Genomic DNA, 24,223 nt, shown 5'->3' on the forward strand with positions numbered 1-24,223 from the left:
ATTCAGTGGTTATTTGGCGACCGACATGGCTTCTTCAACGAAAGCCTTGAGTTGGGCGACGTGTTTGCTCATATAGCCTACGGCCGGGGAAGCGGACGACGGACGGCCGGCGAAGGACAGCGACTGCTTGGCGCCCAGCAGGCCTTCCAGGCGGTGGCGGATCTGGTACCAAGCGCCCTGGTTGCGCGGCTCTTCCTGCACCCACATCACCTCGCGCGCCTGCGGGAAGCGCGCCAGCTCGGCGGCCACCTGCTCGGTCGGGAACGGGTAGAGCTGCTCGATGCGGACGATGGCGATATCGTCGTCCAGGCCGCGCTCCTTGCGGGCGGCGGCAAGGTCGTAATACACCTGGCCGGCGCACAGCAGCACGCGCTTGACCTTCTTGGCGTCCTGCACCACCGAGTCGCCGATCACCGGGCGGAAGCCGCCGCTGGTGAACGCTTCGATCGGGCTCATCGAGTCCTTGAAGCGCAGCAGGCGCTTGGACAGGAAGATCACCAGCGGCTTGCGGTACGGACGCAGCACCTGGCGACGCAGCATGTGGAACATCTGCGAGGCTTCGGACGGCATCACCACCTGCATATTGTGCTCGGCGCACAGTTGCAGCCAACGCTCCAGGCGCGCGGACGAGTGTTCCGGGCCCTGGCCGTCGTAGCCGTGCGGCAGGATGGTGGTCAGACCGCACAGACGGCCCCACTTGGTCTCGCCGGAGGAAATGAACTGGTCGATGGCCACCTGGGCGCCGTTGGCGAAGTCGCCGAACTGGGCTTCCCAGATCACCAACTGATCCGGAGCGGAACAGGCATAGCCGTATTCATAGGCCAGCACCGCTTCTTCGTTCAGGATGGAGTCGATCACCAGGAAATCGGCCTGGTTGTCGGACATATTGCGCAGCGGAACATAGCTGCCCTGGTCCCAGCTCTCGCGGTTTTGGTCGTGCAAGACCGAATGACGGTGGGAGAAGGTGCCGCGGCCGGAGTCCTCGCCGGACAGGCGCACGCCGAAGCCGTTGGTCACCAGGCTGGCGTAAGCCAGGGTCTCGGCCATGCCCCAGTCCGCGTTCTGCTCGCCGGCGGCCATCGCCTTGCGCGCGGCCAGCACCTTCTGCACCGTCGGGTGCAGCTTGAAGCCGTCCGGCAGCGAAGTGAACTTGTCGGTCAGGCGCTGGATGTCGGCCTGCGGCAAGGAGGTGTCGGTCGGATGCGCCCAGTGGGTGCCCAGATACTGGCTGAAGTCCAGCGCGTGCTCGCGCTTGTAATTGGTCAGCGCGGTCTGCTCGACGTGCTCGCCCTTGTCCAGCGCGTCGCGGTAGGCCTGGATCTGCGCGTCGGCCTCTTCCGCCTTCAGCACGCCTTCCTGCACCAGACGCTCGGCGTACATCGCGCGCACGCCCTGGTGCTTGGCGATCTTCTTGTACATCATCGGCTGGGTCAGGAACGGGTCGTCGCCCTCGTTGTGGCCCAGTTTGCGATAGCACACCAGATCGATGACCACGTCCTTCTTGAAGGTCATCCGGTAGTCCAGCGCGGCCTGCATCACGTAGCAGACGGCTTCCGGATCATCGCCGTTGACGTGGAAGATCGGCGCTTCGATCATCTTGGCCACGTCGGTGCAATACATCGTCGAGCGGATGTCGCGAGTGTCCGAGGTGGTGAAGCCCACCTGGTTGTTGATCACGATGTGGATGGTGCCGCCGGTGCCGTAGCCGCGGGTCTGCGACAGGTTGAACGTGCCCTGGTTGACGCCCAGGCCGCCGAAGGCGGAGTCGCCGTGGATCAATACCGGCACCGCGGTCTTGCGTTCCGCGTCCTTGCGGCGTTCCTGGCGCGCGCGCACCGAGCCTTCCACCACCGGGTTGACGATTTCCAGGTGCGAGGGGTTGAACGCCAGCGACACGTGCATCGGGCCGTCGGCGGTCGGGATGTCGGACGAGAAGCCCATGTGGTACTTCACGTCGCCGGAAGCCATTTGCTGGGCGGCCTTGCCTTCGAATTCGGCGAACAGGTCGCGCGGCAGCTTGCCCAGGGTGTTGACCAGCACGTTCAGACGGCCGCGGTGGGCCATGCCGATGATCAGTTCCTGCACGCCCTGGCCGGTGGCGTTCTGGATCAGGTGATCCAGCGCGGCGATGGCGGATTCGCCGCCTTCCAGCGAGAAGCGCTTCTGGCCGACGTATTTGGTGTGCAGATAACGTTCCAGCGTCTCGGACGCGGTGATCTGCTTCAGGATGCGCTGCTTCTTGGCCGCGTCGTAATGCGGCGTGGACAGGTCGCCCTCGAAGCGCTTTTGCACCCAATGCTTTTCATCCGACTTGGTGATGTGCATGTACTCGACGCCGATATTGCCGCAGTAGGTCTGCTTCAAACGCGCCAGGATATCGGACAGCGGCATCTTCTGCGGGCCCACCAGCGAGCCGGCGTTGAATTGCACCGCCATGTCGGCGCCGGTCAGACCATGGGTAGCCGGGTCCAGTTCGCGCACCAGCTCCTGATCCATGCGCTTCAGCGGGTCCAGATTGGCCTGACGGCTGCCCAGCACGCGGTAGGCGGAAATCAGTTTCAGCACCCCCACCTGCTTCTGCATGGTGTCCCAGTCCGCTCCGCTGCCGGCGCGCTGGCCGGCGGCCGGCTTCTTGGCCAGCTGAATGAAGGATTCCTGGATCGGCATGTGCGGCACATCGCGTTCGGCAGCGCCCGGCGCTTGCGCCAGCTTGTCGAAATAGTCGCGCCACTCGTTCGGAACGGAGTTGGCGTCAGCGAGGTACTGTTCGTACAGCTCCTCGATGAACGGTGCATTCCCACCGAACAGGTAAGAATGGCTGTACATGGATTGCATCATGGGGCTACCCTTTGTCGTTTCTGTTCGGAATCCGGCCAGCTACGCTCTGGCGCGAACTCCCTGTTGCTGCATGGGGAAAACGCTATCGGAAAAACTTGTTGTTGTGCTTCCCATAACATTCTGACCCTGCCGCCCGGCCCGCCGTCGGGCCGGAAAAAAAGGCTGACTGAAGCCCTGCTCCAGCCAACCCTCGTTCCTGATTACTTGCGTTTCTCCACCGGGATGAAATCGCGGCGGGGAGCGCCGGTGTACAGCTGGCGCGGACGGCCGATCTTCATCGCCGGGTCGGAAATCATTTCGCTCCAGTGGGCGATCCAGCCCACGGTGCGGGCCAGCGCGAAGATCGGGGTGAACATCGACACCGGGATGCCGATGGCCGACAGCACGATGCCGGAGTAGAAGTCCACGTTCGGGTACAGCTTGCGCTCGATGAAGTACGGATCGGACAGCGCGATCTTTTCCAGTTCCATCGCCAGCTTGAACTTGGGATCGTTGTGCAGGCCCAGCTCGTTCAGCACTTCGTCGCAGGTCTGCTTCATGATGGAGGCGCGCGGGTCCATGTTCTTGTACACGCGGTGGCCGAAGCCCATCAGCTTGTAGCGCTTGTCCTTCACGCCCTGCATGAAGTCGGCCACGTTCTCCACGCTGCCGATTTCGTCCAGCATCTTCAGCACGGCTTCGTTGGCGCCGCCGTGGGACGGGCCCCACAGGCAGGCGATGCCGGCGGCGATGCAGGCGAAGGGGTTGGCGCCGGAGGAGCCGGCCAGACGCACGGTGGAGGTGGAGGCGTTCTGCTCGTGGTCCGCGTGCAGGGTGAAGATGCGGTCCAGCGCGCGCGCCAGCACCGGGTTCACCTTGTACTCTTCGCACGGGGTGGAGAACATCATGTGCAGGAAGTTTTCCGCGTAGGTCAGGCCGTTTTTCGGGTAGGAGAACGGCAGGCCCTTGTTGTAGCGGTAAGCTTGCGCGGCGATGGTCGGCAGCTTGGCCACCAGGCGGTGCGCGGAAATGCGGCGATGCTCCGGATTGGAGATGTCCAGCGAGTCGTGATAGAAGGCGGACAGCGCGCCCACCACGCCCACCATCACCGCCATCGGATGCGCGTCGCGACGGAAGCCCTTGAACAGGCTCATCAGCTGATCGTGCAGCATGTTGTGACGCATGATGCCGCGCTCGAAGTCCTTGCGCTGGGCCGCGGTCGGCAGTTCGCCGTTCAGCAGCAGGTAGCAGACTTCCAGGTAATCGCTCTTCTCGGCGAGCTGTTCGATCGGGTAGCCGCGGTAGTAGAGCTGGCCCAGGTCGCCGTCGATGAAGGTGATGCCGGACTCGCAGCTGGCGGTGGCCAGGAAGCCCGGGTCAAACGTGAACATGCCGGTTTTGGAGAAGGTGCGGATGTCGACGACATCCGGCCCCAAAGTGCCGCTCTGGACCGGCAGATCCAGAGTTTCCTTACCCTCGTTGTAGGTGAGCGTTACTTTGCGATTAGTTTCCACAGCAATACTCCCAGTCGGTTTATGGTCGTTGTAATTGGGGTGATGCATAGCCGTCAGAGCGACCTGAGAATCGCCACGATGGCCATCTCTTCCGGATCGTCCAGGTCGGCCTTGCCGCTGACGACGTCCAGAAAATCGGTATCGGGCAAATCCAGCAACCGCCTATAAGCTTCTATCTCGGCCGGGGCCAGCTGGTCGAAGGGGCCGGCGAAGAACTTCTCCAGCACCAGATCCAGCTCCAGCAGCCCCCGCCGAGACCGCCAACGGATCCGCTTGAGTTCAATCGGATCGTAGGCGGTCATACTGCACGCTTGACCATCAGGTCCTTGATCTTGCCGATCGCCTTGGTCGGGTTCAGGCCCTTGGGACACACGTCCACGCAGTTCATGATGGTGTGGCAACGGAACAGGCGGTACGGGTCTTCCAGGTTGTCCAGACGCTCCTTGGTCGCTTCGTCGCGGGTGTCCGCGATGAAGCGGTAGGCGGCCAACAAGCCGGCCGGACCGACGAACTTGTCCGGGTTCCACCAGAAGGACGGGCAGGACGTCGAGCAGCACGCGCACAGAATGCACTCGTACAGGCCGTCCAGTTCCTTGCGGTCTTCCGGCGACTGCTTGCGCTCGCGTTCCGGCGGCGGCGTGTCGTTGATCACGTAAGGCTTGATCGAGTGGTACTGCTTGAAGAACTGGGTCATGTCCACGATCAGATCGCGGATCACCGGCAGACCCGGCAGCGGACGCAGCTCGATCGGCTGTTTCAGGTCGCGGAAGTCGGTCAGGCAGGCCAGCCCGTTCTTGCCGTTGATGTTCATGGCGTCGGAGCCGCACACGCCTTCGCGACAGGAGCGGCGGAAGCTCAGCGTGTCGTCCTTCACCTTCAGCTTGACCAGCGCGTCCAAGAGCTTGTGCTCGGTGGAACTCATCTCCACGCTGATGTCCTGCATGTACGGCTTGGCATCGGTTTCCGGATTGTAGCGGTAGATGCGGAATTTGACGGTTTCGGTAGTCATCTTGATGGAACCCTTAGTAGGAGCGGGTCTTCAGCGCGATCGTGTCGACCGACAGCGGCTTCAGGTTGACCGGCTTGTAGTCCAGACGGTTGGCTTCGCGATACCACAGCGTGTGCTTCAGCCAGTTCTTGTCGTCGCGGCCGTTCGGGGTTTCCTCGGTGTCCTTGGCGTCGTCGCGCACATGGGCGCCGCGCGATTCGGTGCGGGCGTTGGCCGAGATCATGGTGGCCTTGGCCACTTCGATCAGGTTTTCCAGCTCCAGCGCTTCGATGCGGGCGGTGTTGAAGACATTGGACTTGTCCGAGATCTCGGTGCGCTGCACCAGTTTCTCCACTTCCAGAATCTTCTCCACGCCTTCGGCCAGCATGTCCTTGAAGCGGAACACGCCGCAGTGCGCCTGCATGGTGCGCTGCATCGCCTCGCGCGCGTCGTTGACCTGCACGCCGCCGGTCTGGGAGTTCAGACGCTCGACGCGGGCCAGCGAGCGCTCGACGTCGGCCTGCGCCAGTTCCGGCAGATCTTCCGGCTGCTGCTTGATGAACTCGATCATGGAGTTGGCCGAGCTCTTGCCGAACACCAGCAAGTCCAGCAGCGAGTTGGTGCCCAGGCGGTTGGCGCCGTGCACCGACGCGCACGCGCATTCGCCCGCCGCGTAGAAGCCCTGCACTTTTTCGCCGTGCACCACCACTTCGCCGTGGTAGTTGGTGGGAATGCCGCCCATCTGGTAATGGCAAGTCGGCACCACCGGGATCGGCGCCTTGATCGGGTCCACGCCGGCGAACTTGATCGAAATCTCGCGGATGCCCGGCAGCTTGGACATGATCACTTCCGGATCCAGGTGGGTGATGTCCAGCAGCACGTGATCCTTGTTCGGACCGCAGCCGCGGCCTTCGTTGATCTCGGTCACCATCGCGCGCGACACCACGTCGCGGGACGCCAGGTCCTTGGCGTTGGGCGCGTAGCGTTCCATGAAGCGCTCGCCCTGCGCATTGCGCAGAATGCCGCCTTCGCCGCGCACGCCCTCGGTGATCAGCACGCCGGCGCCGGCCACGCCGGTCGGGTGGAACTGCCAGAACTCCATGTCTTCCAGCGGGATGCCGGCGCGGGCGGCCATGCCCAGGCCGTCGCCGGTATTGATGAAGGCATTGGTCGACGAGGAGAAGATGCGGCCGGCGCCGCCGGTGGCGAACAAGGTGGCCTTGGCCTGGAACACGACGATTTCCGAGGTTTCCATTTCCATGGCGATCACGCCCTGGACATTGCCGTCGGCGTCGCGGATCAGGTCCAGCGCCATCCATTCAACGAAGAAATGGGTGTTGGCGCGCACATTGCGCTGGTACAGCGCGTGCAGCATCGCGTGGCCGGTGCGGTCAGCGGCGGCGCAGGCGCGGCGCACCGGCTTCTCGCCGAAATTCGACATATGGCCGCCGAACGGGCGCTGGTAGATGGAGCCGTCGGCGTTGCGGTCGAACGGCATGCCGAAGTGCTCCAGCTCCACCACCACCTTGGGCGCTTCGCGGCACATGAATTCGATGGCGTCCTGGTCGCCCAGCCAGTCCGACCCCTTGACGGTGTCGTACATATGCCAGTGCCAATGATCTTCCTCGGAGTTGCCGAGAGAAGCGGACACGCCGCCCTGGGCGGCAACGGTGTGGGAGCGGGTCGGGAATACCTTGGACAGCACCGCTGTCTTCAGGCCGGCCTCGGACAATTGCAAGGCCGCGCGCATGCCTGCTCCGCCTGCCCCAACGATAACGGCGTCGAAATGACGAACAGGAATACCCATTACAGCCCCCAGACCACTTTAACGGAATAGATAAAACAGGAAACCAGCCAGACGATGGTGAACACGTGCAGCGCCAGGCGAACGCCCGCCGGCTTCACATAGTCCATCCACAGATCGCGGATGCCCACCCATACGTGCAGGAACAGGGCGATCAGGCTCACCTGGGTCAGCAACTGCACCCAGAACTGGCCGAAGAACGCCTTCCAGCCTTCGTAGCCGGATGGCATGGTCAACAGGAACAAAGCCAAAGCCACGGTGTAGATCAACATGATCACCGCGGTGACGCGCTGCATGATCCAATCGCGCAGGCCATAGCCGGCGCCGACGACATTGCGATTTACCATAGAGCAACTCCCAGAACCACGGTCAGCGCCAGGCTGACGGCCACGACGGTCTTGGCGGTGGCGCGGGCGGTCTGCAGTTCGAGACCTTTATGAATATCGAGGAAGAGGAAACGGATACCGGCACAGAAGTGGTGCATGTACGCCCACAACAGGCCGAGCAACACCAGCTTCATCAGCGGGTTGCCCACCACGGCGCGGTAGGTTTCGAACGATTCGGCCGAGCTCAGCGAACCGTGCAACAGGTAAATCAACAGTGGGAGAGAAAAGAACAGCGCAACACCGCTGATCCGGTGCAAGATCGAGACGATGCCGGGAATCGGCAGTCTGATCTTGGCCAGATCCAGGTGCTTTGGTCGTTGCTTCTGCATATGGCTTCCTTGGATGTTTTTAGAACCAAGAGGTTACACAACAGACGGCCCGCTTAGAGGCCGCCCGCCTGAAGGGCTCCGTTGTTGTTATGGCTGGATGCCCGTCATTACCGCTCATGCCGCACCAGGAATATCGCGGTGCAATATGACCCGGGGATTCTAGCAAAACTGGCTGGCCGCGGCCCGTTTTTCGCCGCCGGCCCAGCCGTCCACGTCACGTCAAAAGCCCGCCGCGTCAAGCCCGGCGGGCGGTGTAAGCCCAATTGTGCGTCAGACAGTAACGCTGCCGCCACTCCAGCGGCACCCCTTCCATCGAGCCGGAAATCCGGATCAGGCTCAAGGCCGGCGCCTCGGCCACCATGCCGGTGACGCCGAGCAGCGCGCTTTCCTCGCGCGGCAACATCAGCGCGCGGAACTGCTCGCACAATACTTTCAAACGGATGCCGAAACGCTGCTGCAGCGCCTGGTACACCCCGGACGAGCCGCGCAGCCAGCGCGCGTCCAGTCCTTCGAATTCGTCGGCCGGCAGGAAGGCCTCGTCCACCGCCACCGGAATGCCGTGCCAGCGCCACAGCTGCCGAACTCTCAATAAAGGCGCAGCGCGCCGCAATTGCAATGCCGCGGCCATGTCGTCGCTGGCGTTGCCGCGCGAAATGCCGAGGAACTCCCGCGCCAGATCGTCCGGCTGCTCGTTGAACAGTCCGGGCGTCAGCAGCAGGCCCTCGCCCCACTCGCTGGGCGCCGGCGCCACGAAAGTGCCCCTGCCCTGCGCTCGGTACAAAAGACCGTCCGCCACCAGTTCGCCCAAGGCCTTGCGCACCGTGCCCTGGCTGGCGCCCAGTTCGTCCGCCAAGTCCCATTCGCTGGGCAAAGCATCGTTCTCCTGCCACTCGCCATCGCCGATCCGGCGCAGCAACTGCTGCTTGATCTGGCTGTACAGCGGCTGTCTACGCAGCGGTCGATCTGTCATGTTCTCTGTTGTATCACCAAACAAATCAAGCGTAAATACAAGTCTTATATAAGATACAAGACTTTATCCGGGCCATCAGCTTTTCTGATGAGGATTAGCCCGCCACTTTGGCTATACTCCGTGTTACACTCAGCCGCACAAAAGCATTCAATGCTGCAGAGCAACATCTGCATATCGTCATTATCGGATACATCAAAGGAGAGTCCGCCAATGAAAGCTCCCGTTCGCGTCGCCGTCACCGGCGCAGCCGGCCAGATCGGCTACAGTCTGCTGTTCCGCATTGCCAGCGGCGAAATGCTCGGCAAGGATCAACCGGTCATCCTGCAACTGCTGGACCTGCCGCAAGCGCAAACCGCCCTCAAGGGCGTGATGATGGAACTGGAAGACTGCGCCTTCCCGCTGTTGGCCGGCATGGTCGCCACCGACGACCCGAACGTGGCCTTCAAGGACGTCAAGGTCGCGCTGCTGGTGGGCGCCCGCCCGCGCAGCAAGGGCATGGAGCGCAAGGATCTGCTGGAAGCCAACGGCGCCATCTTCACCGTGCAGGGCAAGGCGCTGAACGACCACGCCGCCCGCGACGTGAAAGTGCTGGTGGTGGGCAACCCGGCCAACACCAACGCCTGGATCGCGATGAAGTCCGCTCCGGACCTGAATCCGAAAAACTTCACCGCCATGTTGCGTCTTGACCACAACCGCGCGCTGTCCCAGATCGCCGCCAAAACCGGCAAGCCGGTGGCCGCCATCGAGAAGCTGGCGGTATGGGGCAACCACTCGCCGACCATGTACGCCGACTACCGCTTCGCCAGCATCGACGGCCAGCCGGTCAAGCCGATGATCAACGACGAAGCCTGGAACCGCGACGTATTCCTGCCCACCGTGGGCAAGCGCGGCGCCGCCATCATCGAAGCGCGCGGCCTGTCCTCCGCCGCCTCCGCCGCCAACGCCGCCATCGACCACGTCCACGACTGGGTGCTGGGCAGCCAGGGCAAATGGGTGACCATGGGCATTCCGTCCGACGGCTCCTACGGCATCCCGGAAGGCGTGATGTACGGCTTCCCGGTTGTATGCGAAAATGGCGAATACAAGATTGTGCAAGGTCTGGAAATCGACGAGTTCAGCCGCGAGCGGATGAACTTCACCCTGGCCGAACTGGAAGAAGAGCGCGCCGCCATCGCTCACCTGTTTGGCTGATCCATCCCAAGTCTTTTCAGCAAAAGCGCACCTTACGGTGCGCTTTTTTGTCTTTGATCAAGACCCGATTTCCCGACTGCCTATATTTAACAGACTGCCATTTGGAGTTGAGCATGATTGAAGTCGAAGTACTGAACCAAATCGCGGCCAAGATCGACGACCTGGCCACCCGTAGCGCCGACATCCGGGGGTATCTTTGACTACGACGGTAAAAAAGACCGTCTGGAAGAAGTTTCCCGCCTGACCGAAGATCCGGACATCTGGAACGACCCCAAGCGCGCCCAGGAGCTGGGCCGCGAGCGCAAACAGCTGGAAGACGTGGTGCTGGTGATCGACGAGATCGGCGCCATGGTCAGCGACAGCGCCGAATTGTTCGAGATGGGCCGCGCCGAAAACGACGACGACACCATCCTGGCCGTGCAGGCCGACCTGGACACCGCCGAAGCCAAGCTCGCGCAGTTGGAATTCCGCCGGATGTTCCACGACCCGATGGACCCGAATAACTGCTTCCTGGACATCCAGGCCGGCGCCGGTGGCACCGAGGCTCAGGACTGGGCCGGCATGCTGCTGCGCATGTACATCCGCTACGCCGAGCGCAAGGGCTTCAGCGTGGAAGTGCTGGAAGAGTCCGAAGGCGAAGTGGCCGGCATCACCAGCGCCACGCTGAAGATCAGCGGCGAATACGCCTACGGCCTGCTGCGCTCGGAAGTGGGCGTGCATCGCCTGGTGCGCGTGTCGCCGTTCGACTCCAACGCGCGCCGCCACACCTCGTTCTCCTCGGTCTTCGTCTACCCGGAAGTGGACGACAGCTTCGAGATCGACATCAATCCGGCCGATTTGCGCGTCGACACCTACCGCGCCTCCGGCGCCGGCGGTCAGCACATCAACAAGACCGACTCCGCCGTGCGCATCACCCACAATCCCACCGGGATCGTGGTGCAGTGCCAGAACGACCGCTCCCAGCATCGCAACCGCGACGAAGCGATGCAGATGCTGCGCGCCAAGCTGTACGAGCTGGAACTGAAAAAGCGCAACGAGGCCAAGCAGGCGCTGGAAGACACCAAGACCGATGTGGGCTGGGGCCACCAGATCCGTTCCTACGTCTTCGACCAGTCCCGCATCAAGGACCTGCGCACCAGCTACGAAGTGGGCAACATCAAGGGCGTCATGGACGGCGACCTGGACGGATTCATCGAAGCCAGCCTGAAACAGGGCGTCTGAGCCTAAAACCCGCTTAACCCGGCCGCCCGCGCGGCGGCCAACAGCCATTGCATTGAATTACGGAGTGAACATGTCTGAACACGAGCAAGCATCGCCCAGCCAGGACGAAAACCAGATCATGGCGGAACGCCGCCAGAAGCTGAAGAGCATCCGCGAACAACGCATCGCCTTCCCCAACGACTTCAAGCGCAGCCACTTCGCGCAAGCCTTGCAGGACGCGCACGCCGGCAAGGAAAAAGAAGCGCTGGAAGCCGAGAAGATCGAGGTTGCCGTCGCCGGCCGCATGATGTTGAAACGTGTGATGGGCAAGGCCAGTTTCGCCACGCTGCAAGACGGCAGCGGCCGCATCCAGGCCTATATCTCCAATGACGGCGTGGGCGAAAACGCGCACGCCGAGTTCAAGCACTGGGACCTGGGCGACATCGTCGCCGTCAAGGGCACCCTGTTCAAGACCAAGACCGGCGAGCTGACGGTGCAGGCCAGCGAAGTGCGCCTGCTGTCCAAGAACATCCGTCCGCTGCCGGAAAAATTCCACGGCATCACCGATCAGGAAACCAAGTACCGTCAGCGCTACGCCGACCTGATCATGAACGAGGATAGCCGCCAGACTTTCATCAAGCGCTCCAAGATCATCCAGAAGGTGCGCGACGTGATGGTGGGCGAAGGCTATCTGGAAGTGGAAACCCCGATGATGCACCCGATCCCGGGCGGCGCCGCGGCCAAGCCTTTCGTCACCCACCACAATGCGCTGGACATGCCCTTGTACCTGCGCATCGCGCCGGAGCTGTACCTGAAGCGCCTGGTGGTCGGCGGCCTGGAACGCGTGTTCGAGATCAACCGCAACTTCCGCAACGAGGGGATGAGCACCCGCCACAACCCCGAGTTCACCATGATCGAGTTCTACGAGGCCTACAGCGATTACCAGCGCATGATGGAGATGACCGAAACCATCATCCGCGAATGCGCGCTGGTGTCCTGCGGCTCCACCACCGTCAGCTATCAGGGCAAGGAAGTGGACCTGGGCAAGCCTTTCGACCGCTTCACCATCGTCGGCGCGATCAAGCACTACAACCCGCAATACACCGACGCGCAACTGGACGACGCGGCCTGGGTGGCCTCCGAGATCAAGCGTCTGGGCGGCAAGCTGCCGCCGGCGCCTGGCCTGGGCAGCCTGCAGCTGGCGCTGTTTGAAGAGTGCGCCGAGAGCCTGCTGTGGAACCCGACCTTCATCATCGACTACCCGGTGGAAGTGTCCCCGCTGGCGCGCGGCTCCGACAGCAAGCCGGGCCTGACCGAGCGCTTCGAACTGTTCATCGTCGGCCGCGAGCACGCCAACGGCTACTCCGAGTTGAACGATCCGGAAGACCAGGCCGCGCGCTTCCTGTCCCAGGTGGCGCAAAAGGACGCCGGCGACGACGAAGCGATGCATTACGACGCCGACTACATCCGCGCGATGGAATACGGCCTGCCGCCGACCGGCGGTTGCGGCATCGGCATCGACCGCCTGGTGATGCTGCTGACCGACGCGCCGTCCATCCGCGACGTCATCCTGTTCCCGCAGATGCGTCCGGAATAAGCGCCTCCCGCCTCCGGCACGATGAAGCCGCTCGCCAACCGCGAGCGGCTTTTTCATTCGCGCTCGTTCAAGGCCGCGCCAAGGCCGAAGCCGCGTTTCGAAACAGCCCCGCCCACAGCGCTGCCGATTCTGATCGGGCCGCCCCCCTGTCCCCCCTCGCTTGCTTGATCTCGGCCAGAGCGCGCCCGCGCCAGGCGAGTATCATGGCGATGCGCGACGCGGCGCCCTGCCCGGCGTCGCAAGCCGTGCAGGCCCGCTCCCCATAGGGTTCTTCATCCCCAAGGAAACGCTTTCATGCCCAAACTGCTACAAGTCCACTTCGACTACCCCGGCCCCTTCGGCGACGACATGAGCGCGCAACTGCAAGCGCTGGCGGCCTCCATCAATCAGGAACCCGGCTTCATCTGGAAGATATGGACGGAGAATCCGCACCGGCAAGAAGCCGGCGGCGTTTATCTGTTTGCCGACGAGGAAAGCGCGCAAGCCTATTTGCGCATGCATAGCGCCAGACTGAAGGCCTTGGGCGTAAGCGAGGTGAGCGGCAGAATCTTCGACGTCAACCCGGCGCTCAGCCAGATCAACCACGCGGATTTCGTCTGCGGCCCGGTCCAGGGCTGAGCGGCCGGAAAGTTTTGCTTTTGTTTGCCAAACCCCCTTGCCGCCAACATTAGACATCATTCCGCCGTGCAGCTTCGCGCATGCGCAATAGTCCCGGACGATATTGGCAGTACAACACTCGCTTGTACGACCAAAAGGACATTCGCCATGAAACGCCTATTCGCATTCGCCGCGCTGACCGCCTCGGCATGGTTCTGCGCCATGCCGGCCCAGGCCGGCGTCTCCATCGCCATCGGCCAACCCGGTTTCTACGGCCAACTCACCCTTGGCGGCTTCCCGCCGCCGCAACTGATCTATCCGCAACCGGTGCTCATCCAGCCCGCTCCGGTATCGGTGGCGCCGATGTATCTGCGGGTGCCGCCCGGTCACATGAAGGATTGGCGCCGCTACTGCGGCCGCTACGGCGCCTGCGGCCGCCCGGTCTACTTCGTCCGCGACGAGTGGTACCGCCAAGTCTATGTGCCGCGTTACCAGCAGGTCCGGCACGGCCATGAGCACTGGCGCGAACATGATCGGCGCGAGTGGCGCGGCGGCGACGATCACGACCATGGCCGCGGCCATGAGCGCGACCGCCGCGACTGGCGGCGAGACCGCTAGGGCCCCGCTCAGCGCTGCACCGTCGCCATCACTTCAGCCGCGTAGCGCAGGCCGCTGACGGCCTCCGGCGGAAACAGCGCGTCGATCTCCGCCCGCTCCGCCGCGCTCAGCTCCACCGCCAGCGCGCCCAGATTGTCGTCTAGATTGCGGATGCGGCGCGCGCCGGGAATGGCGACGATGTGATCGCCGCGCGCCAGCACCCAGGCCAGCGCCAATTGCGCCGGCGAGCAGCCCTTGGCCTCGGCCAAGGCCTTCACCCGGTCCACCAGCGCCAGGTTGCGTTGGAAATTCTCGCCGAGGAAGCGCGGATTGCCGCGCCGGTAGTCGTCGGCGTCGAAGTCGTCCGGGCTGCGGATCGCCCCGGTCAGAAAGCCGCGGCCCAGCGGGCTGTAGGCGACGAAACCGACGCCCAGTTCCCGGCACAGGGCCAGCGCCTCTTGTTCCGGATCCCGCGTCCACAAGGAGTATTCGCTTTGCAGCGCGTGGATGGGGTGGACGGCGTGCGCGCGGCGCAGAGTCTCGGGCGCGGCTTCGGACAAGCCCAGATAGCGGACCTTGCCGGCGCGCACCAGCTCCGCCATCGCGCCCACCGTTTCTTCGATCGGCACCTGCGGGTCCACGCGGTGCAGGTAGTAAAGGTCGATGACGTCGACGCCCAAGCGCTTGAGACTACCCTCGCAGCTGCTGCGTACGTACTCGGGCCGGCCGTTGACGCCGCGCGCGGCGGGATTGGCCGAATCCATCACGATGCCGAACTTGGTGGCCAGCACCACCTCCTGGCGGCGCGATTTCAAAACTTGCGCCAACAACTCCTCATTGCGATAGGGACCGTACATATCCGCGGTGTCCAGCAGATTGACGCCGCGGTCCAGCGCGTGATTCAGCGTGCGCAGCGATTCCGCGTCGTCATGCGCGCCGTAGAAGGCGCTCATGCCCATGCAGCCCAAGCCCAGCGCGGAAACGGAAGGGCCGTTACGGCCCAGGATACGTTGTTTCATGCCTGCCATCTTTCGTGGTTGGTTAAGATGCCTGCAGCATAGACTCTTGCCTCAATGGGAAAAATGGGCTTAATCTGCATGCATTACGTAGAATAACTTCACAATGCCGCAAAATTCCCTGCACGCGCTGCAAGCCTTCCGTCTGATCGCCCAACACGGCAGCTTCACCCGCGCCGCCGCTCAACAAGAGATCACGCCTTCGGCGCTGAGCCAGACGCTGCGTCAGCTGGAAGCCCAGTTGGGCGTGCGCCTGCTGAACCGCACCACCCGCAAGGTAGGACTGACCGAGGCCGGCCAGGCGCTGCTGGCTCGGATCACGCCGTTGCTGGAACAATTGGACGGCGCGCTGGACGACACCCGTCAATGGCAGGGCCAGGTCAGCGGCACGCTGAAGCTGACCCTGCCCCACATCGCCGCCAGCCTGCTGCTGTATCCGCTGCTGCCCGGCTTCATGCGCGCTCATCCGCAGCTGCGGCTGGAACTGGATGTGAACAACCAGCTGGTGGACATCGTGGAGCGCGGCCTGGACGCCGGCCTGCGCTTTGGCGAGAGCCTGCAGCAAGACATGCAGGCGGTGGCGGTCAGCGCCCCGCTCCGCTTTTGCGTGGCCGCCAGCCCCCGCTATCTGCAGGCGCGCGGCGCGCCCGAGCATCCGGCCCAATTGCGGCAGCATGATTGCCTGCGCTATCGCTTCGCCAGCAGCGGCCAGATCTACCGCTGGCAATTCGTCGACGCCGGACGGCCGTTCGAAGTCGCGGTGCAAGGGCCGCTGACCGCCAACGACACCGGAGCGGCGCTGCACGTCGCGCTGGACGGGCTGGGGCTCGCCTATTTGCCGCAAGCGATGGCCACGCCGCATCTGGCGGACGGCGGCCTGGTGACGGTGCTGGACGAGTGGATGCCGCCGGCGGAGGCCTTTTACCTGTATTACCCGCACCACCTGCATCAGCCGGCGAAACTGCGGGTGTTCATCGATTATCTGAGACAGGCCATGGCCGGGCCCGCGCCGGACGCCCGCTGACGGCGCGTCGGCCTCAGCCCGCCCGACAGCAATTGCGTCCCGCCGCCTTGGCCAGATACAAGGCGGCGTCCGCGCGTTGCAGCAGAGCCTCCACCTCCAGGCCCGGCTGCGCGCAGACATGGCCTATGCTCAGCGTCAGGGGCACCGGCTGCTGCTGCCACTGCAGCTGGGCGCCGGCGAGCCGCTGCCGAGCCCGCTCCGCCAAGACCGCGGCCTCGGCCCCATCGGCGTCCGGAGCCAGCAGCAGGAACTCCTCCCCGCCCCAGCGCGAACAGAGCAAATCCGGAAACGCCTCGCGCAGCAGGCGCGCCGCCTCCACCAGCACGTAGTCGCCGCCGTCGTGGCCGAAGCGGTCGTTCACCAGCTTGAAGTGGTCGATGTCGCACAGCAGCACGGCGAAGGGCCGGCGCGTCTGCAGCCATTGCAGCCAGGCGGACTCCAGCTGGCGCACCGCCTCGCGGCGGTTGATCAGTCCGGTGAGAAAATCGGTGCGCGACAGCCGGGCGTTCTCGTCCATCATGCACTTGAGGTCGTCCACGTCGCGAAAGGTAACGATGTGCCAGTTGGGCAGCAGGTCGGCGTGCAGCTGCGCGGTGACGATGAACCAGCGCAAGCGGCCGTCGGCACAACAGACCCGCACCGTCATCTCCGCCAGATTGCGGCCCAGCGCCAGGCTGTCCTTCACCGCCTGCAGCCAGCTTTGCTCCACCTCCAGGCGGTAGGCCGGGTCGGGATAAGCCAGCCGGAACCAGGCCTCCATGTCCGGCATCTGCTCCAGCGTATAGCCTATCTGTTGCAGGAAAGCGCGGTTGAGATAGCGATGGACGCGCCGGCCGGGCTGGTCCAACTTGGCGTCGGACTCCGAAATCAGGATGGGAATGGGCACGAAGTCCAGGCTGCGCGACAGCACCTCCTTGCCGACATCCACCGCCTCGTCGCCAATCCTGAAAGTCATCAGCGCGCTCCCGCCCAGCCCTTGGGTCAGCTCACTCCTGCGGCAACAGGCTGTCCTGCGCCAGCAGTTTGACGAACTCGTCCGCCGGCAGCGGCCGGGCGATCAGATAGCCTTGCACGTACTCGCAGCCCTCGCGTTGCAGGAAGTGCCATTGCTCTATCGTTTCCACCCCTTCCGCCACCACCTTCATGTTCAGGTTCTTGGCCATATTGATGATGGCGCGGGCAATGGCGGTGTCGTCGGCGTCGTGCGGGATGTCGCGCACGAAGGAACGGTCGATCTTCAGCTTGTCCGCCTTGAAACGCTTCAGATAGGACAGGCTGGAATAGCCGGTGCCGAAGTCGTCGATGGACAGCTTCAGCCCCATGTTCTTCATATTGTCGATGGCCTGGATGGTGGCCATCGCGTCCTCCATCACCACGCTCTCGGTCACCTCGATGTCCAGCGCGTGGCCGGGCAGGCCGTTGGTGGCCAGCGCCGAGGTGATCTGGTCCGCCAGATCGGACTGACGGAACTGCAAGGCGGACAGATTGATGGCCAGGGTCAGTTCCGGCAGGCCCTGGCTGCGCCAGGCGGCCAGCTGGCGCGTGGCCTCGCCTATCACCCAGTTGCCGATCTGCACGATGAAGCCGCGCTCTTCCGCCACCTCGATGAAGCGCACCGGCCCCAGCACGCCCAGCGACGGGTGGTTCCAGCGGATCAGCGCCTCGGCGCCGATGATGCGGCCGCTGGCCATTTCCACCTGCGGCTGGTAATGCAGCACGAATTCCTCGCGCTCCAAGGCGAAACGCAGCTGGCTCTCGATCGCCAGGATTTCGCGCGCGCGGGCGTTGAGGTCGGCGGTGTAGAACTTGTAGCTGTTGCGGCCCGAGGATTTGGCGTGGTACATCGCCGCGTCGGCGTTGCGCACCAGGGTTTCGTAGTCGCGGCCGTCGTCCGGGTAGACGCTGATGCCGATGGACGGCGTGATGGTGATCACATGGTTGTGCAGCTCGATCGACGCGGAGAAGGCGTCGCGGATGCGCTCCGCCGCCAGCGCCGCCTCGCCGGGATCGGAAATCACCGGCAGCAATACGATGAATTCGTCGCCGCCCTGGCGCGCCAGCATCTCGCCCGGCCCCAGCACGCCCTTGATGCGGTCCGCCGCCACCTGCAGCAGGGTGTCGCCGGCGGTGTGGCCCAGCGATTCGTTGACGGTCTTGAAGCGGTCCAGGTCCAGCAGCAACAGCGCCAGCCGCTCGTTGTCGCGGCCGGCGTTGTGGATCGCCAGCTCCACCCGGTCCTGCATGTGCACGCGGTTGGGCAGGCTGGTCAGCACGTCGAAGTGGGCGAGGAACTGGATGCGCTCGTCGGCCGCCTTGCGTTCGGTCAGATCGCTGAAGATGGCCACGTAATGGGTGATTTCGCCCAGGCTGTTGCGCACCGCGTTGATCGCCAGCCATTCCGGGAACACCTCGCCGTTCTTGCGGCGGTTCCACAGCTCGCCCTGCCAGGAGCCGTGATCGGCGATGGACTGCCACATCTGCTCGTAAAACGGCTGGTCGTGGCGGCCCGAGGACAACACGCTGGTCTTCTGGCCCAGCACCTCGTGCTGGGTGTAGCCGGTGATTTCGGTGAAGGCGCGGTTGACGCTGCGGATGCGTTTGTCGGCGTCGGTGATCATGATGCCTTCCACGGTGTTCTCGAACACCTTGGCGGCCAGTTGCACCCTCTCCTCCGCCGCGCGCTTCTCGGAGATGTCGCGCACCATGCGCCACACCGCGTTGATGCGGCCGAAAGCGTCGCGCATCGCCACGGTCTTGACGCTGACCGGCACCGGATTGCCGAAGCGGTTGATGTAGGTGGCCTCGAACTCGTCGCAGTAGCCGAAGCGCAAAACCTTGTTGTCCAGATTGAAGCGTTCCAGCGCCTCGCTCTCCGGCCCCACCAGAGTCCAGAAATTCTGCAGCTTGAGCTGGTCCAGGCTGTAGCACATCAGATTGAGGAAGGCGGGGTTGGCGTCTATCACCTGGCCGTCCAGCGAGCTGATCACGATGCCGTCCAGATTGGACCAGAACAGCTCGCGGTATTTGTTCTCGGAGCGGCGCAGCGCGTCCTCCACCTCGCGGCGGCGGGAGATGTCCGCCTCCAGCGCCAGCGTCTTGGCGCGCAACTCGTCCAGCAGGCGCTTGAGTTCGGCGCGGGTCCATTCCAGATGTTTGCCCAGATGGCCGATCTCGTCGCGGCGCTGCCATTCGAACGGCCGGTCCAGCTTGAGTTCGGCCAACAAGCGCGCCTGCTCGGTCAGGGCCTTCATCGGGCTGAGGAAGCGCGAATGCAGAATGCTCATGATCAGCAGGATGGACAACACCAGCTGCGCCGCCAGAATCATCAGGATGTTCTTGATCTGGTTGTTGAGCGCGATGGCCAGATGCTCGTTGTCGAACTCCAGCGTCACCTGGCCGATTTCCTCGCCGCGGTAGATCACCGGTTTTTCCACGAAGGACACGCTGCCGATGCGGCGTTCCGCGCGCACCGAGGACAGGAAAATCTGATTGGACTGGGTATCGGTGACGCGGATGGAAACCACCCTCGCGTCCTCCATCACCGAAGCGATCAAGGGGTTGCCGGCCTGGCGGCTCAGGTTCCACAAGGGCTCCTGCATGCCCAGGGCGACAATGTCCAGCAGGCGTTTTTGATCGGTTTCCAACTGGGCGGTCAGCGCGTCCCGTTGAATATTGAAACTCAGATAACTGATGATGGACGCGGGAATCAGCAAGCCCAGCACCACGGCGATGAGAAAAACAGCCCTAAGGGAAAGGCCGGTACTGGCTGTGGATTTATCGTCAGCGTGGTGTGCCATGTTTGCGTTTATTATCGCTCGCCATTAGCCGCAGGCAATTGAGCCCATGCGTCAGTTGTTCATATTTTCAAAAGTATACACCGGATAATCGCGGCAAAATGCTGGAATATTCACTAGTCATCGCCTTGTCAAGCCCGGCTCCGGCAAGCCTTGCGCCGGCGCGCTCCGGCGCCGCTTCCCGCGCTCCGTCATTGCCTTGCATTTAGCCTCGGCCTACAATCCACCACACTTCAAAATCGCGCCAGGATTGCCCCATGTCCCAGTCCCGTTATGACAAAATTATCTCCGCCCGCTGGATCATTACCGTCGAGGAAGACGGCGAAATCCTGGAAAACCACGCCATTGCTTTGAAGGATGGCAGGATTGCCGCGATTATTCCAGCCGACCAAGCCGGCGCGCTGGAGGCGGATCAACGCGTGGAATTGCCCAATCACGTGCTGATGCCGGGCCTGATCAATCTGCACGGCCACTCCGCGATGACGCTGTTGCGCGGCATGGCCGACGACAAGGCGCTGATGGACTGGCTGACCAACCATATCTGGCCGGCCGAGGGCAAACATGTGCGCGACGACTTCGTGTTCGACGGCGCGCTGCTGGCGATGGGGGAAATGATCCGCGGCGGCACCACCACCATCAACGACATGTATTTCTATCACGGCGCGATGGCGCGCGCCGGCCTGGCCTCCGGCATGCGCACCTTCGTCGGCTGTTCCATCCTGGAATTCCCCACCAATTACGCCAGCAACGCCGACGACTACATCAGCAAGTCCCTGGCCGAGCGCCGCCAGTTTCTGGGCGAAGAGCTGATCACCTTCACGCTGGCCCCGCACGCGCCCTATACCGTGTCGGACGACACCTTCGCCAAGGTGGTGACGCTGGCCGAGCAGGAAGACATGCTGATCCATTGCCACATCCACGAAACCGCGGACGAAGTGAGCAATAGCGTCAAGGAACGCCACCAGCGCCCGCTGGCCCGCCTGCAACAGCTGGGCCTGCTGTCGCCGCGCCTGATCGCCGCCCACATGGTGCATTTGAACGACGAGGAAATCGACATCGCCGCCAAGCACGGCGTGTCGGTCGCGCACAATCCCTCGTCCAATATGAAGCTGGCTTCCGGCATCGCCCCGATTCCCAAGATGCTGCAGGCCGGCATCGCAGTGGGCATAGGCACCGACGGCGCCGCGTCCAACAACAAGCTGGACATGCTGGCGGAAACCCGGCTGGCGGCGCTGCTGGCCAAAGTGGGCACGCTGGACCCCACCTCGGTTCCGGCCGCCACCGCCATCCGCATGGCCACGCTGAACGGCGCGCGCGCGCTGGGCATCGCCGACAAGGTCGGCTCGATCAAGGCCGGCAAGCAGGCCGACCTGATCGCCATCGACCTGTCCGCCATCGAAACCGCGCCGGCCTTCGATCCGATCTCCCACGTGGTCTACGCGGCCGGCCGCGAACAAGTCAGCCACGTCTGGGTCAAAGGCCAGGCCCTATTGGAACAACGCCAACTCAAGACTCTGGACGAAGCCGCGCTCAAGGCGCGCGCGGAAGACTGGCGTCACCGCATCCTGGCGAAATAATCATGATCAATGTAGACGAAACCGAAATCGACAAATTCAGCCAGCTGGCGCACAAGTGGTGGGACATGAGCGGCGAATTCAAGCCGCTGCATGAAATCAACCCGCTGCGCCTGGGCTTCATCGACGAACGCGCGGCCATCGCCGGCAAGCAAGTGCTGGACGTGGGCTGCGGCGGCGGCATCCTGGCGGAGAGCATGGCCGCGCGCGGCGCCGCCGTCACCGGCATAGACCTGGCCAAGAAATCGCTGAAAGTGGCGCAATTGCACAGCCTGGAGTCCGGCGTGACGGTGGACTACCGCTGCGTGGCGGTGGAGGAACTGGCGGCGGAAGCGCCGGCCAGCTTCGACGTGGTCACCTGCATGGAAATGCTGGAGCACGTGCCGGACCCGCAAAGCGTGGTGCGCAGCTGCGCCAGCCTGGTCAAGCCCGGCGGCTGGGTGTTCTTCTCCACGCTCAACCGCAACGCCAAGTCCTATCTGCTGGCGGTGGTCGGCGCCGAATACGTGCTGAACATGCTGCCGCGCGGCACTCACGAATACGCGCGCTTCCTCAAGCCTTCGGAATTGTCGCGCATGGCCCGCAACGCAGGTCTGGAACTGGACGCCGTCCGCGGCATGAGCTACAACCCGCTGACCCGCATCTATGCGCTGGGCGACGACACAGCGGTCAACTATCTGATGGCCTGCCGCCGTCCCGAATAAGCGGCAAGAAAAAAGGCCTTCGCCGAAGGCGAAGGCCTGAATCACACTCCCGGTTCCACACCGGACACAACCCGCTAAAGTTCGCGAACGCCGCGCCGGCTTCGACGCCCTCGCGGGACGGCCCGCTTGCGGCGGCGTTCGACTTGCGCCGTTCGTCGCCTGCGAGGCTGCTGTTCCCGCGCGGGCCGGCCGCCGGCCGGGTCCGCAAGGCGGCGGAAATGCCTCTCCGACGCCTCTCGCCCATTTTGATAGCCCCTCTCGTGTCAGCCATTTCAAACAAGCGTTTTAATCGTACGATTGATATGATGAATGCGCAAGAAAAACCTTCCGGACGCAGGTCTAGTGCGGCAAGTTGACAACAGTCCGCGCCAAAACCGCTGATAATGTTTTGATAACAACAATCTGTCGGACAAACTACTGCCAGACAAACGTTGCAGTTTGATTGCCGTCGCATATCAAACATAGGAAAATAATAATATTCTATTCCGGAGAGCAAGATGACGTTCAAAGCGAACGACTCACTGACCGAACAAATCGCCCAATACCTGGGCAAACAAATCATACAAGGCACGATGCAGGCAGGAGATCGCATCCAGGAGTTGCGCATTGCGTCGGAACTGGACGTCAGCCGCGGGTCCGTGCGCGAAGCTTTATTGATTTTGCAACGCCGCCATCTGGTGGAGATTTTTCCGCGCCGCGGCGCGGTGGTATCCAGCATCACCGGCCAGGATGTGCGCCATTTCTTCGAGCTGTGGTTTCTGTTGCTGGATCAAGCGGTCTGTAATCTCGCCACCTCGTGGCAGAACGACGATCTGGCCCACTTCTTCGAAGTCACCACCCAGTTGGCCGACTGCAACCGCAAAGACGATTTGCACGGCTTTTACGAGCACGGCGTCGATTTCCTCGACACCCTGTACCGCTACGCCGGCAACCGCTATCTGGAACACACGCTGAAAGACTTGCTGCCGCTGACCCAGCGCTGTCTGTTCGCCATTCTGCGGGCCGGCAAGAGCCAGATGGATCAGACCCAGCTCTTCCTGGAAAACCTGCTCAAGACCATCATCGCCCGCGACACCGCCAAATTGCGCCAGATGGTGGCCGAATTCGGCCAGCAATACAGCCAGCTGGCGCAAAGTGCGGCCGAGTCGCTAGCCGGACGCCATTGACGCCCACCGCCCGGCCAAAGCCCGGGCGGCGTCCAGCACCAATTCCTTCCCCCCGTCCCTGCGCTTGCCGGCTCGCCAGGCCATGGTGACCTCCCAGTGCCAGGCCGGCAGGTCGACAACGCTCAGCCGTCGCAAAACGCCGTCGGCCAGATCGGACTGAATCGACAATTCCGGCATGAAACACAGGAAACCGTGGCGCAGCGCCAATTCCCTGGCCGCCGACGCCGGCTGGACCGCATGGATGGGCTGGGCCACGGTGCGCGCCAGCCGCAGCCGGCGTATCAACTCATCGCACTCCACGCCCCAGTACTGGGGGGCGATGCGGTAGGCGGCCACCTCCTCCAGCGATATCGGCTCCCGGCGCTCCGCCAGCGGATGCCCGGCCGCCGCCACCGCCACGATGGGAGAGCGCCACAGCGTTTCCATCTGAATGCCGGCCATCGCCGGGCAACGCAGCACAAAGCCCACCTGCACCAGGCCGGACAACAGGTTCTGCATGATTAGCGGCGAGTGATCGGTGTCGCAGCGGATTTCCAGCGGCGCCTCGGCCAGGTCCAACAGCAAAGGCCCAAAGACCGCCGAGGTCAGCGAGGGCAGGCAAGACAGCCGCAGACAGGGCAAGGCCGGCGTGCCCTGCAGGATTTCCCGCCCCTGCTCCAGCGCCGACGCCGCCTGCTGCGCCGATGGCAAAAAGGCCAGGCAGGCCGCTGTGGGCTCCGCGCCACGGCGATGGCGATGAAACAGGTAAGTCCCCAATTCCTGCTCCAGCGCCTGCACCCGCTGGCTGACCTGCGGCTGCGACCAGCCGCGCTTGGCCGCGGCCTGGCTAAAACTGCCCAATTCGGCGATATCCAGCAGCAGGCGCAAATCGGAGAGGACGATAGACATAAGAAAATCCAATATTAACTATTACAGATTAGTCAGTTACAGAATATCAGGACCGCTCCTAAAATGA

The 24,223-nt window shown here is 63.3% G+C and carries 21 protein-coding genes; 9 read left to right on the top strand and 12 right to left on the bottom strand.

Going from position 1 to position 24,223, the window contains the following annotated elements; genetic code table 11:
* Positions 1 to 9: 9 nt before the first annotated feature.
* The 8 genes from VK98_RS19615 to VK98_RS19650 form a co-directional block, all read right to left on the bottom strand.
* Entirely contained in the window at positions 10 to 2,838 is a 2,829-nt protein-coding gene (locus tag VK98_RS19615) for a 2-oxoglutarate dehydrogenase E1 component (RefSeq protein WP_048415650.1), read from the bottom strand.
* A gap of 200 nt (positions 2,839 to 3,038) precedes the next feature.
* Positions 3,039 to 4,331 carry a citrate synthase gene (gene gltA, locus VK98_RS19620; protein ID WP_048415651.1) on the bottom strand — a complete coding sequence of 431 codons (1,293 nt, stop codon included), beginning with the start codon at positions 4,329 to 4,331 and terminating at the stop codon, positions 3,039 to 3,041.
* 53 nt (positions 4,332 to 4,384) lie between these two features.
* The gene (locus VK98_RS19625) at positions 4,385 to 4,633 is read right to left on the bottom strand and encodes a succinate dehydrogenase assembly factor 2 (protein WP_019103260.1); all 249 of its coding nucleotides are present in this window, start codon (positions 4,631 to 4,633) and stop codon (positions 4,385 to 4,387) included.
* A complete protein-coding gene (locus VK98_RS19630; RefSeq protein ID WP_019103261.1) occupies positions 4,630 to 5,340 on the bottom strand; it encodes a succinate dehydrogenase iron-sulfur subunit in 711 nt (236 codons plus the stop codon). Before VK98_RS19630 ends, VK98_RS19625 begins: the two co-directional genes overlap by 4 nt.
* A gap of 13 nt (positions 5,341 to 5,353) precedes the next feature.
* Positions 5,354 to 7,126 carry a succinate dehydrogenase flavoprotein subunit gene (gene sdhA / locus VK98_RS19635; protein ID WP_048415652.1) on the bottom strand — a complete coding sequence of 591 codons (1,773 nt, stop codon included), beginning with the start codon at positions 7,124 to 7,126 and terminating at the stop codon, positions 5,354 to 5,356.
* Entirely contained in the window at positions 7,126 to 7,470 is a 345-nt protein-coding gene (gene sdhD, locus VK98_RS19640) for a succinate dehydrogenase, hydrophobic membrane anchor protein (RefSeq protein ID WP_048415653.1), read from the bottom strand. The genes sdhA and sdhD overlap by 1 nt, the downstream gene beginning before the upstream one ends.
* Positions 7,464 to 7,838: a succinate dehydrogenase, cytochrome b556 subunit gene (gene sdhC / locus VK98_RS19645; RefSeq protein ID WP_019103264.1), complete on the bottom strand. Its 375-nt coding sequence runs from the start codon at positions 7,836 to 7,838 to the stop codon at positions 7,464 to 7,466. Before sdhC ends, sdhD begins: the two co-directional genes overlap by 7 nt.
* Positions 7,839 to 8,073: 235 nt before the next feature.
* Positions 8,074 to 8,808 carry a GntR family transcriptional regulator gene (locus VK98_RS19650; protein WP_048415654.1) on the bottom strand — a complete coding sequence of 245 codons (735 nt, stop codon included), beginning with the start codon at positions 8,806 to 8,808 and terminating at the stop codon, positions 8,074 to 8,076.
* Between the two features lie 210 nt (positions 8,809 to 9,018).
* Between VK98_RS19650 and VK98_RS19655 the strand changes: the two genes are divergently transcribed.
* From VK98_RS19655 to VK98_RS19675, 5 genes are all read left to right on the top strand, one after another.
* Positions 9,019 to 9,999: a malate dehydrogenase gene (locus VK98_RS19655; RefSeq protein ID WP_048415655.1), complete on the top strand. Its 981-nt coding sequence runs from the start codon at positions 9,019 to 9,021 to the stop codon at positions 9,997 to 9,999.
* 116 nt (positions 10,000 to 10,115) lie between these two features.
* Positions 10,116 to 11,220, top strand: a protein-coding gene (gene prfB, locus VK98_RS19660) for a peptide chain release factor 2 (protein WP_156187982.1) whose coding sequence is annotated in 2 segments (ribosomal slippage) — positions 10,116 to 10,196 and positions 10,198 to 11,220 — 1,104 coding nt in all. Because the reading frame shifts where the segments join, the coding sequence is not laid out codon by codon here.
* 70 nt (positions 11,221 to 11,290) lie between these two features.
* Positions 11,291 to 12,796: a lysine--tRNA ligase gene (gene lysS, locus VK98_RS19665; RefSeq protein WP_048415713.1), complete on the top strand. Its 1,506-nt coding sequence runs from the start codon at positions 11,291 to 11,293 to the stop codon at positions 12,794 to 12,796.
* A 294-nt stretch (positions 12,797 to 13,090) separates the two neighbouring features.
* Complete coding sequence (locus tag VK98_RS19670) at positions 13,091 to 13,414, top strand: monooxygenase (RefSeq protein ID WP_048415656.1); 324 nt, start codon at positions 13,091 to 13,093, stop codon at positions 13,412 to 13,414.
* A gap of 147 nt (positions 13,415 to 13,561) precedes the next feature.
* Positions 13,562 to 14,011, top strand: coding sequence for a hypothetical protein (locus tag VK98_RS19675; RefSeq protein WP_048415657.1), 450 nt, complete (start codon positions 13,562 to 13,564; stop codon positions 14,009 to 14,011).
* A gap of 8 nt (positions 14,012 to 14,019) precedes the next feature.
* On the opposite strand, the gene VK98_RS19680 is transcribed toward VK98_RS19675, so the two are convergent.
* A complete protein-coding gene (locus VK98_RS19680) occupies positions 14,020 to 15,009 on the bottom strand; it encodes an aldo/keto reductase (RefSeq protein WP_048415658.1) in 990 nt (329 codons plus the stop codon).
* Positions 15,010 to 15,112: 103 nt separating this feature from the next.
* Between VK98_RS19680 and VK98_RS19685 the strand changes: the two genes are divergently transcribed.
* Complete coding sequence (locus VK98_RS19685; protein WP_048415659.1) at positions 15,113 to 16,030, top strand: LysR family transcriptional regulator; 918 nt, start codon at positions 15,113 to 15,115, stop codon at positions 16,028 to 16,030.
* Positions 16,031 to 16,043: 13 nt separating this feature from the next.
* On the opposite strand, the gene VK98_RS19690 is transcribed toward VK98_RS19685, so the two are convergent.
* Both VK98_RS19690 and VK98_RS19695 read right to left on the bottom strand, forming a co-directional pair.
* Positions 16,044 to 16,985 carry a sensor domain-containing diguanylate cyclase gene (locus tag VK98_RS19690; RefSeq protein WP_048415660.1) on the bottom strand — a complete coding sequence of 314 codons (942 nt, stop codon included), beginning with the start codon at positions 16,983 to 16,985 and terminating at the stop codon, positions 16,044 to 16,046.
* 31 nt (positions 16,986 to 17,016) lie between these two features.
* Positions 17,017 to 19,827, bottom strand: a complete 2,811-nt coding sequence (locus VK98_RS19695; RefSeq protein ID WP_048415661.1) for a bifunctional diguanylate cyclase/phosphodiesterase — start codon at positions 19,825 to 19,827, stop codon at positions 17,017 to 17,019.
* 254 nt (positions 19,828 to 20,081) lie between these two features.
* Between VK98_RS19695 and VK98_RS19700 the strand changes: the two genes are divergently transcribed.
* The 3 genes from VK98_RS19700 (at position 20,082) to VK98_RS19710 (ending at position 23,268) form a co-directional block, all read left to right on the top strand.
* Entirely contained in the window at positions 20,082 to 21,401 is a 1,320-nt protein-coding gene (locus VK98_RS19700) for a TRZ/ATZ family hydrolase (protein ID WP_048415662.1), read from the top strand.
* A 2-nt stretch (positions 21,402 to 21,403) separates the two neighbouring features.
* Positions 21,404 to 22,102, top strand: a complete 699-nt coding sequence (gene ubiG, locus VK98_RS19705; RefSeq protein WP_048415663.1) for a bifunctional 2-polyprenyl-6-hydroxyphenol methylase/3-demethylubiquinol 3-O-methyltransferase UbiG — start codon at positions 21,404 to 21,406, stop codon at positions 22,100 to 22,102.
* Between the two features lie 497 nt (positions 22,103 to 22,599).
* Positions 22,600 to 23,268, top strand: coding sequence for a GntR family transcriptional regulator (locus tag VK98_RS19710; protein ID WP_048415664.1), 669 nt, complete (start codon positions 22,600 to 22,602; stop codon positions 23,266 to 23,268).
* On the opposite strand, the gene VK98_RS19715 is transcribed toward VK98_RS19710, so the two are convergent.
* Positions 23,251 to 24,156 (bottom strand): LysR family transcriptional regulator, encoded by a 906-nt coding sequence (locus tag VK98_RS19715; protein WP_048415665.1) that lies wholly within the window; start codon positions 24,154 to 24,156, stop codon positions 23,251 to 23,253. The genes VK98_RS19710 and VK98_RS19715 overlap by 18 nt on opposite strands.
* Positions 24,157 to 24,223 lie beyond the last annotated feature (67 nt).

It is taken from the genome of Chromobacterium sp. LK11 (assembly GCF_001043705.1).
GTDB classification, from domain to species: domain Bacteria; phylum Pseudomonadota; class Gammaproteobacteria; order Burkholderiales; family Chromobacteriaceae; genus Chromobacterium; species Chromobacterium alkanivorans.

Excerpts from the sequence above, each read along its gene's own strand:
- VK98_RS19615 (WP_048415650.1), bottom strand. The coding sequence starts at position 2,838 with ATGATGCAATCCATGTACAGCCATTCTTACCTGTTCGGTGGGAATGCA.
- VK98_RS19625 (WP_019103260.1), bottom strand. The coding sequence starts at position 4,633 with ATGACCGCCTACGATCCGATTGAACTCAAGCGGATCCGTTGGCGGTCT.
- VK98_RS19630 (WP_019103261.1), bottom strand. The coding sequence starts at position 5,340 with ATGACTACCGAAACCGTCAAATTCCGCATCTACCGCTACAATCCGGAA.
- sdhA (WP_048415652.1), bottom strand. The coding sequence starts at position 7,126 with ATGGGTATTCCTGTTCGTCATTTCGACGCCGTTATCGTTGGGGCAGGC.
- sdhD (WP_048415653.1), bottom strand. The coding sequence starts at position 7,470 with ATGGTAAATCGCAATGTCGTCGGCGCCGGCTATGGCCTGCGCGATTGG.
- sdhC (WP_019103264.1), bottom strand. The coding sequence starts at position 7,838 with ATGCAGAAGCAACGACCAAAGCACCTGGATCTGGCCAAGATCAGACTG.
- VK98_RS19650 (WP_048415654.1), bottom strand. The coding sequence starts at position 8,808 with ATGACAGATCGACCGCTGCGTAGACAGCCGCTGTACAGCCAGATCAAG.
- VK98_RS19655 (WP_048415655.1), top strand. The coding sequence starts at position 9,019 with ATGAAAGCTCCCGTTCGCGTCGCCGTCACCGGCGCAGCCGGCCAGATC.
- lysS (WP_048415713.1), top strand. The coding sequence starts at position 11,291 with ATGTCTGAACACGAGCAAGCATCGCCCAGCCAGGACGAAAACCAGATC.
- VK98_RS19670 (WP_048415656.1), top strand. The coding sequence starts at position 13,091 with ATGCCCAAACTGCTACAAGTCCACTTCGACTACCCCGGCCCCTTCGGC.
- VK98_RS19675 (WP_048415657.1), top strand. The coding sequence starts at position 13,562 with ATGAAACGCCTATTCGCATTCGCCGCGCTGACCGCCTCGGCATGGTTC.
- VK98_RS19680 (WP_048415658.1), bottom strand. The coding sequence starts at position 15,009 with ATGAAACAACGTATCCTGGGCCGTAACGGCCCTTCCGTTTCCGCGCTG.
- VK98_RS19685 (WP_048415659.1), top strand. The coding sequence starts at position 15,113 with ATGCCGCAAAATTCCCTGCACGCGCTGCAAGCCTTCCGTCTGATCGCC.
- VK98_RS19690 (WP_048415660.1), bottom strand. The coding sequence starts at position 16,985 with ATGACTTTCAGGATTGGCGACGAGGCGGTGGATGTCGGCAAGGAGGTG.
- VK98_RS19695 (WP_048415661.1), bottom strand. The coding sequence starts at position 19,827 with ATGGCACACCACGCTGACGATAAATCCACAGCCAGTACCGGCCTTTCC.
- VK98_RS19700 (WP_048415662.1), top strand. The coding sequence starts at position 20,082 with ATGTCCCAGTCCCGTTATGACAAAATTATCTCCGCCCGCTGGATCATT.
- ubiG (WP_048415663.1), top strand. The coding sequence starts at position 21,404 with ATGATCAATGTAGACGAAACCGAAATCGACAAATTCAGCCAGCTGGCG.
- VK98_RS19710 (WP_048415664.1), top strand. The coding sequence starts at position 22,600 with ATGACGTTCAAAGCGAACGACTCACTGACCGAACAAATCGCCCAATAC.
- VK98_RS19715 (WP_048415665.1), bottom strand. The coding sequence starts at position 24,156 with ATGTCTATCGTCCTCTCCGATTTGCGCCTGCTGCTGGATATCGCCGAA.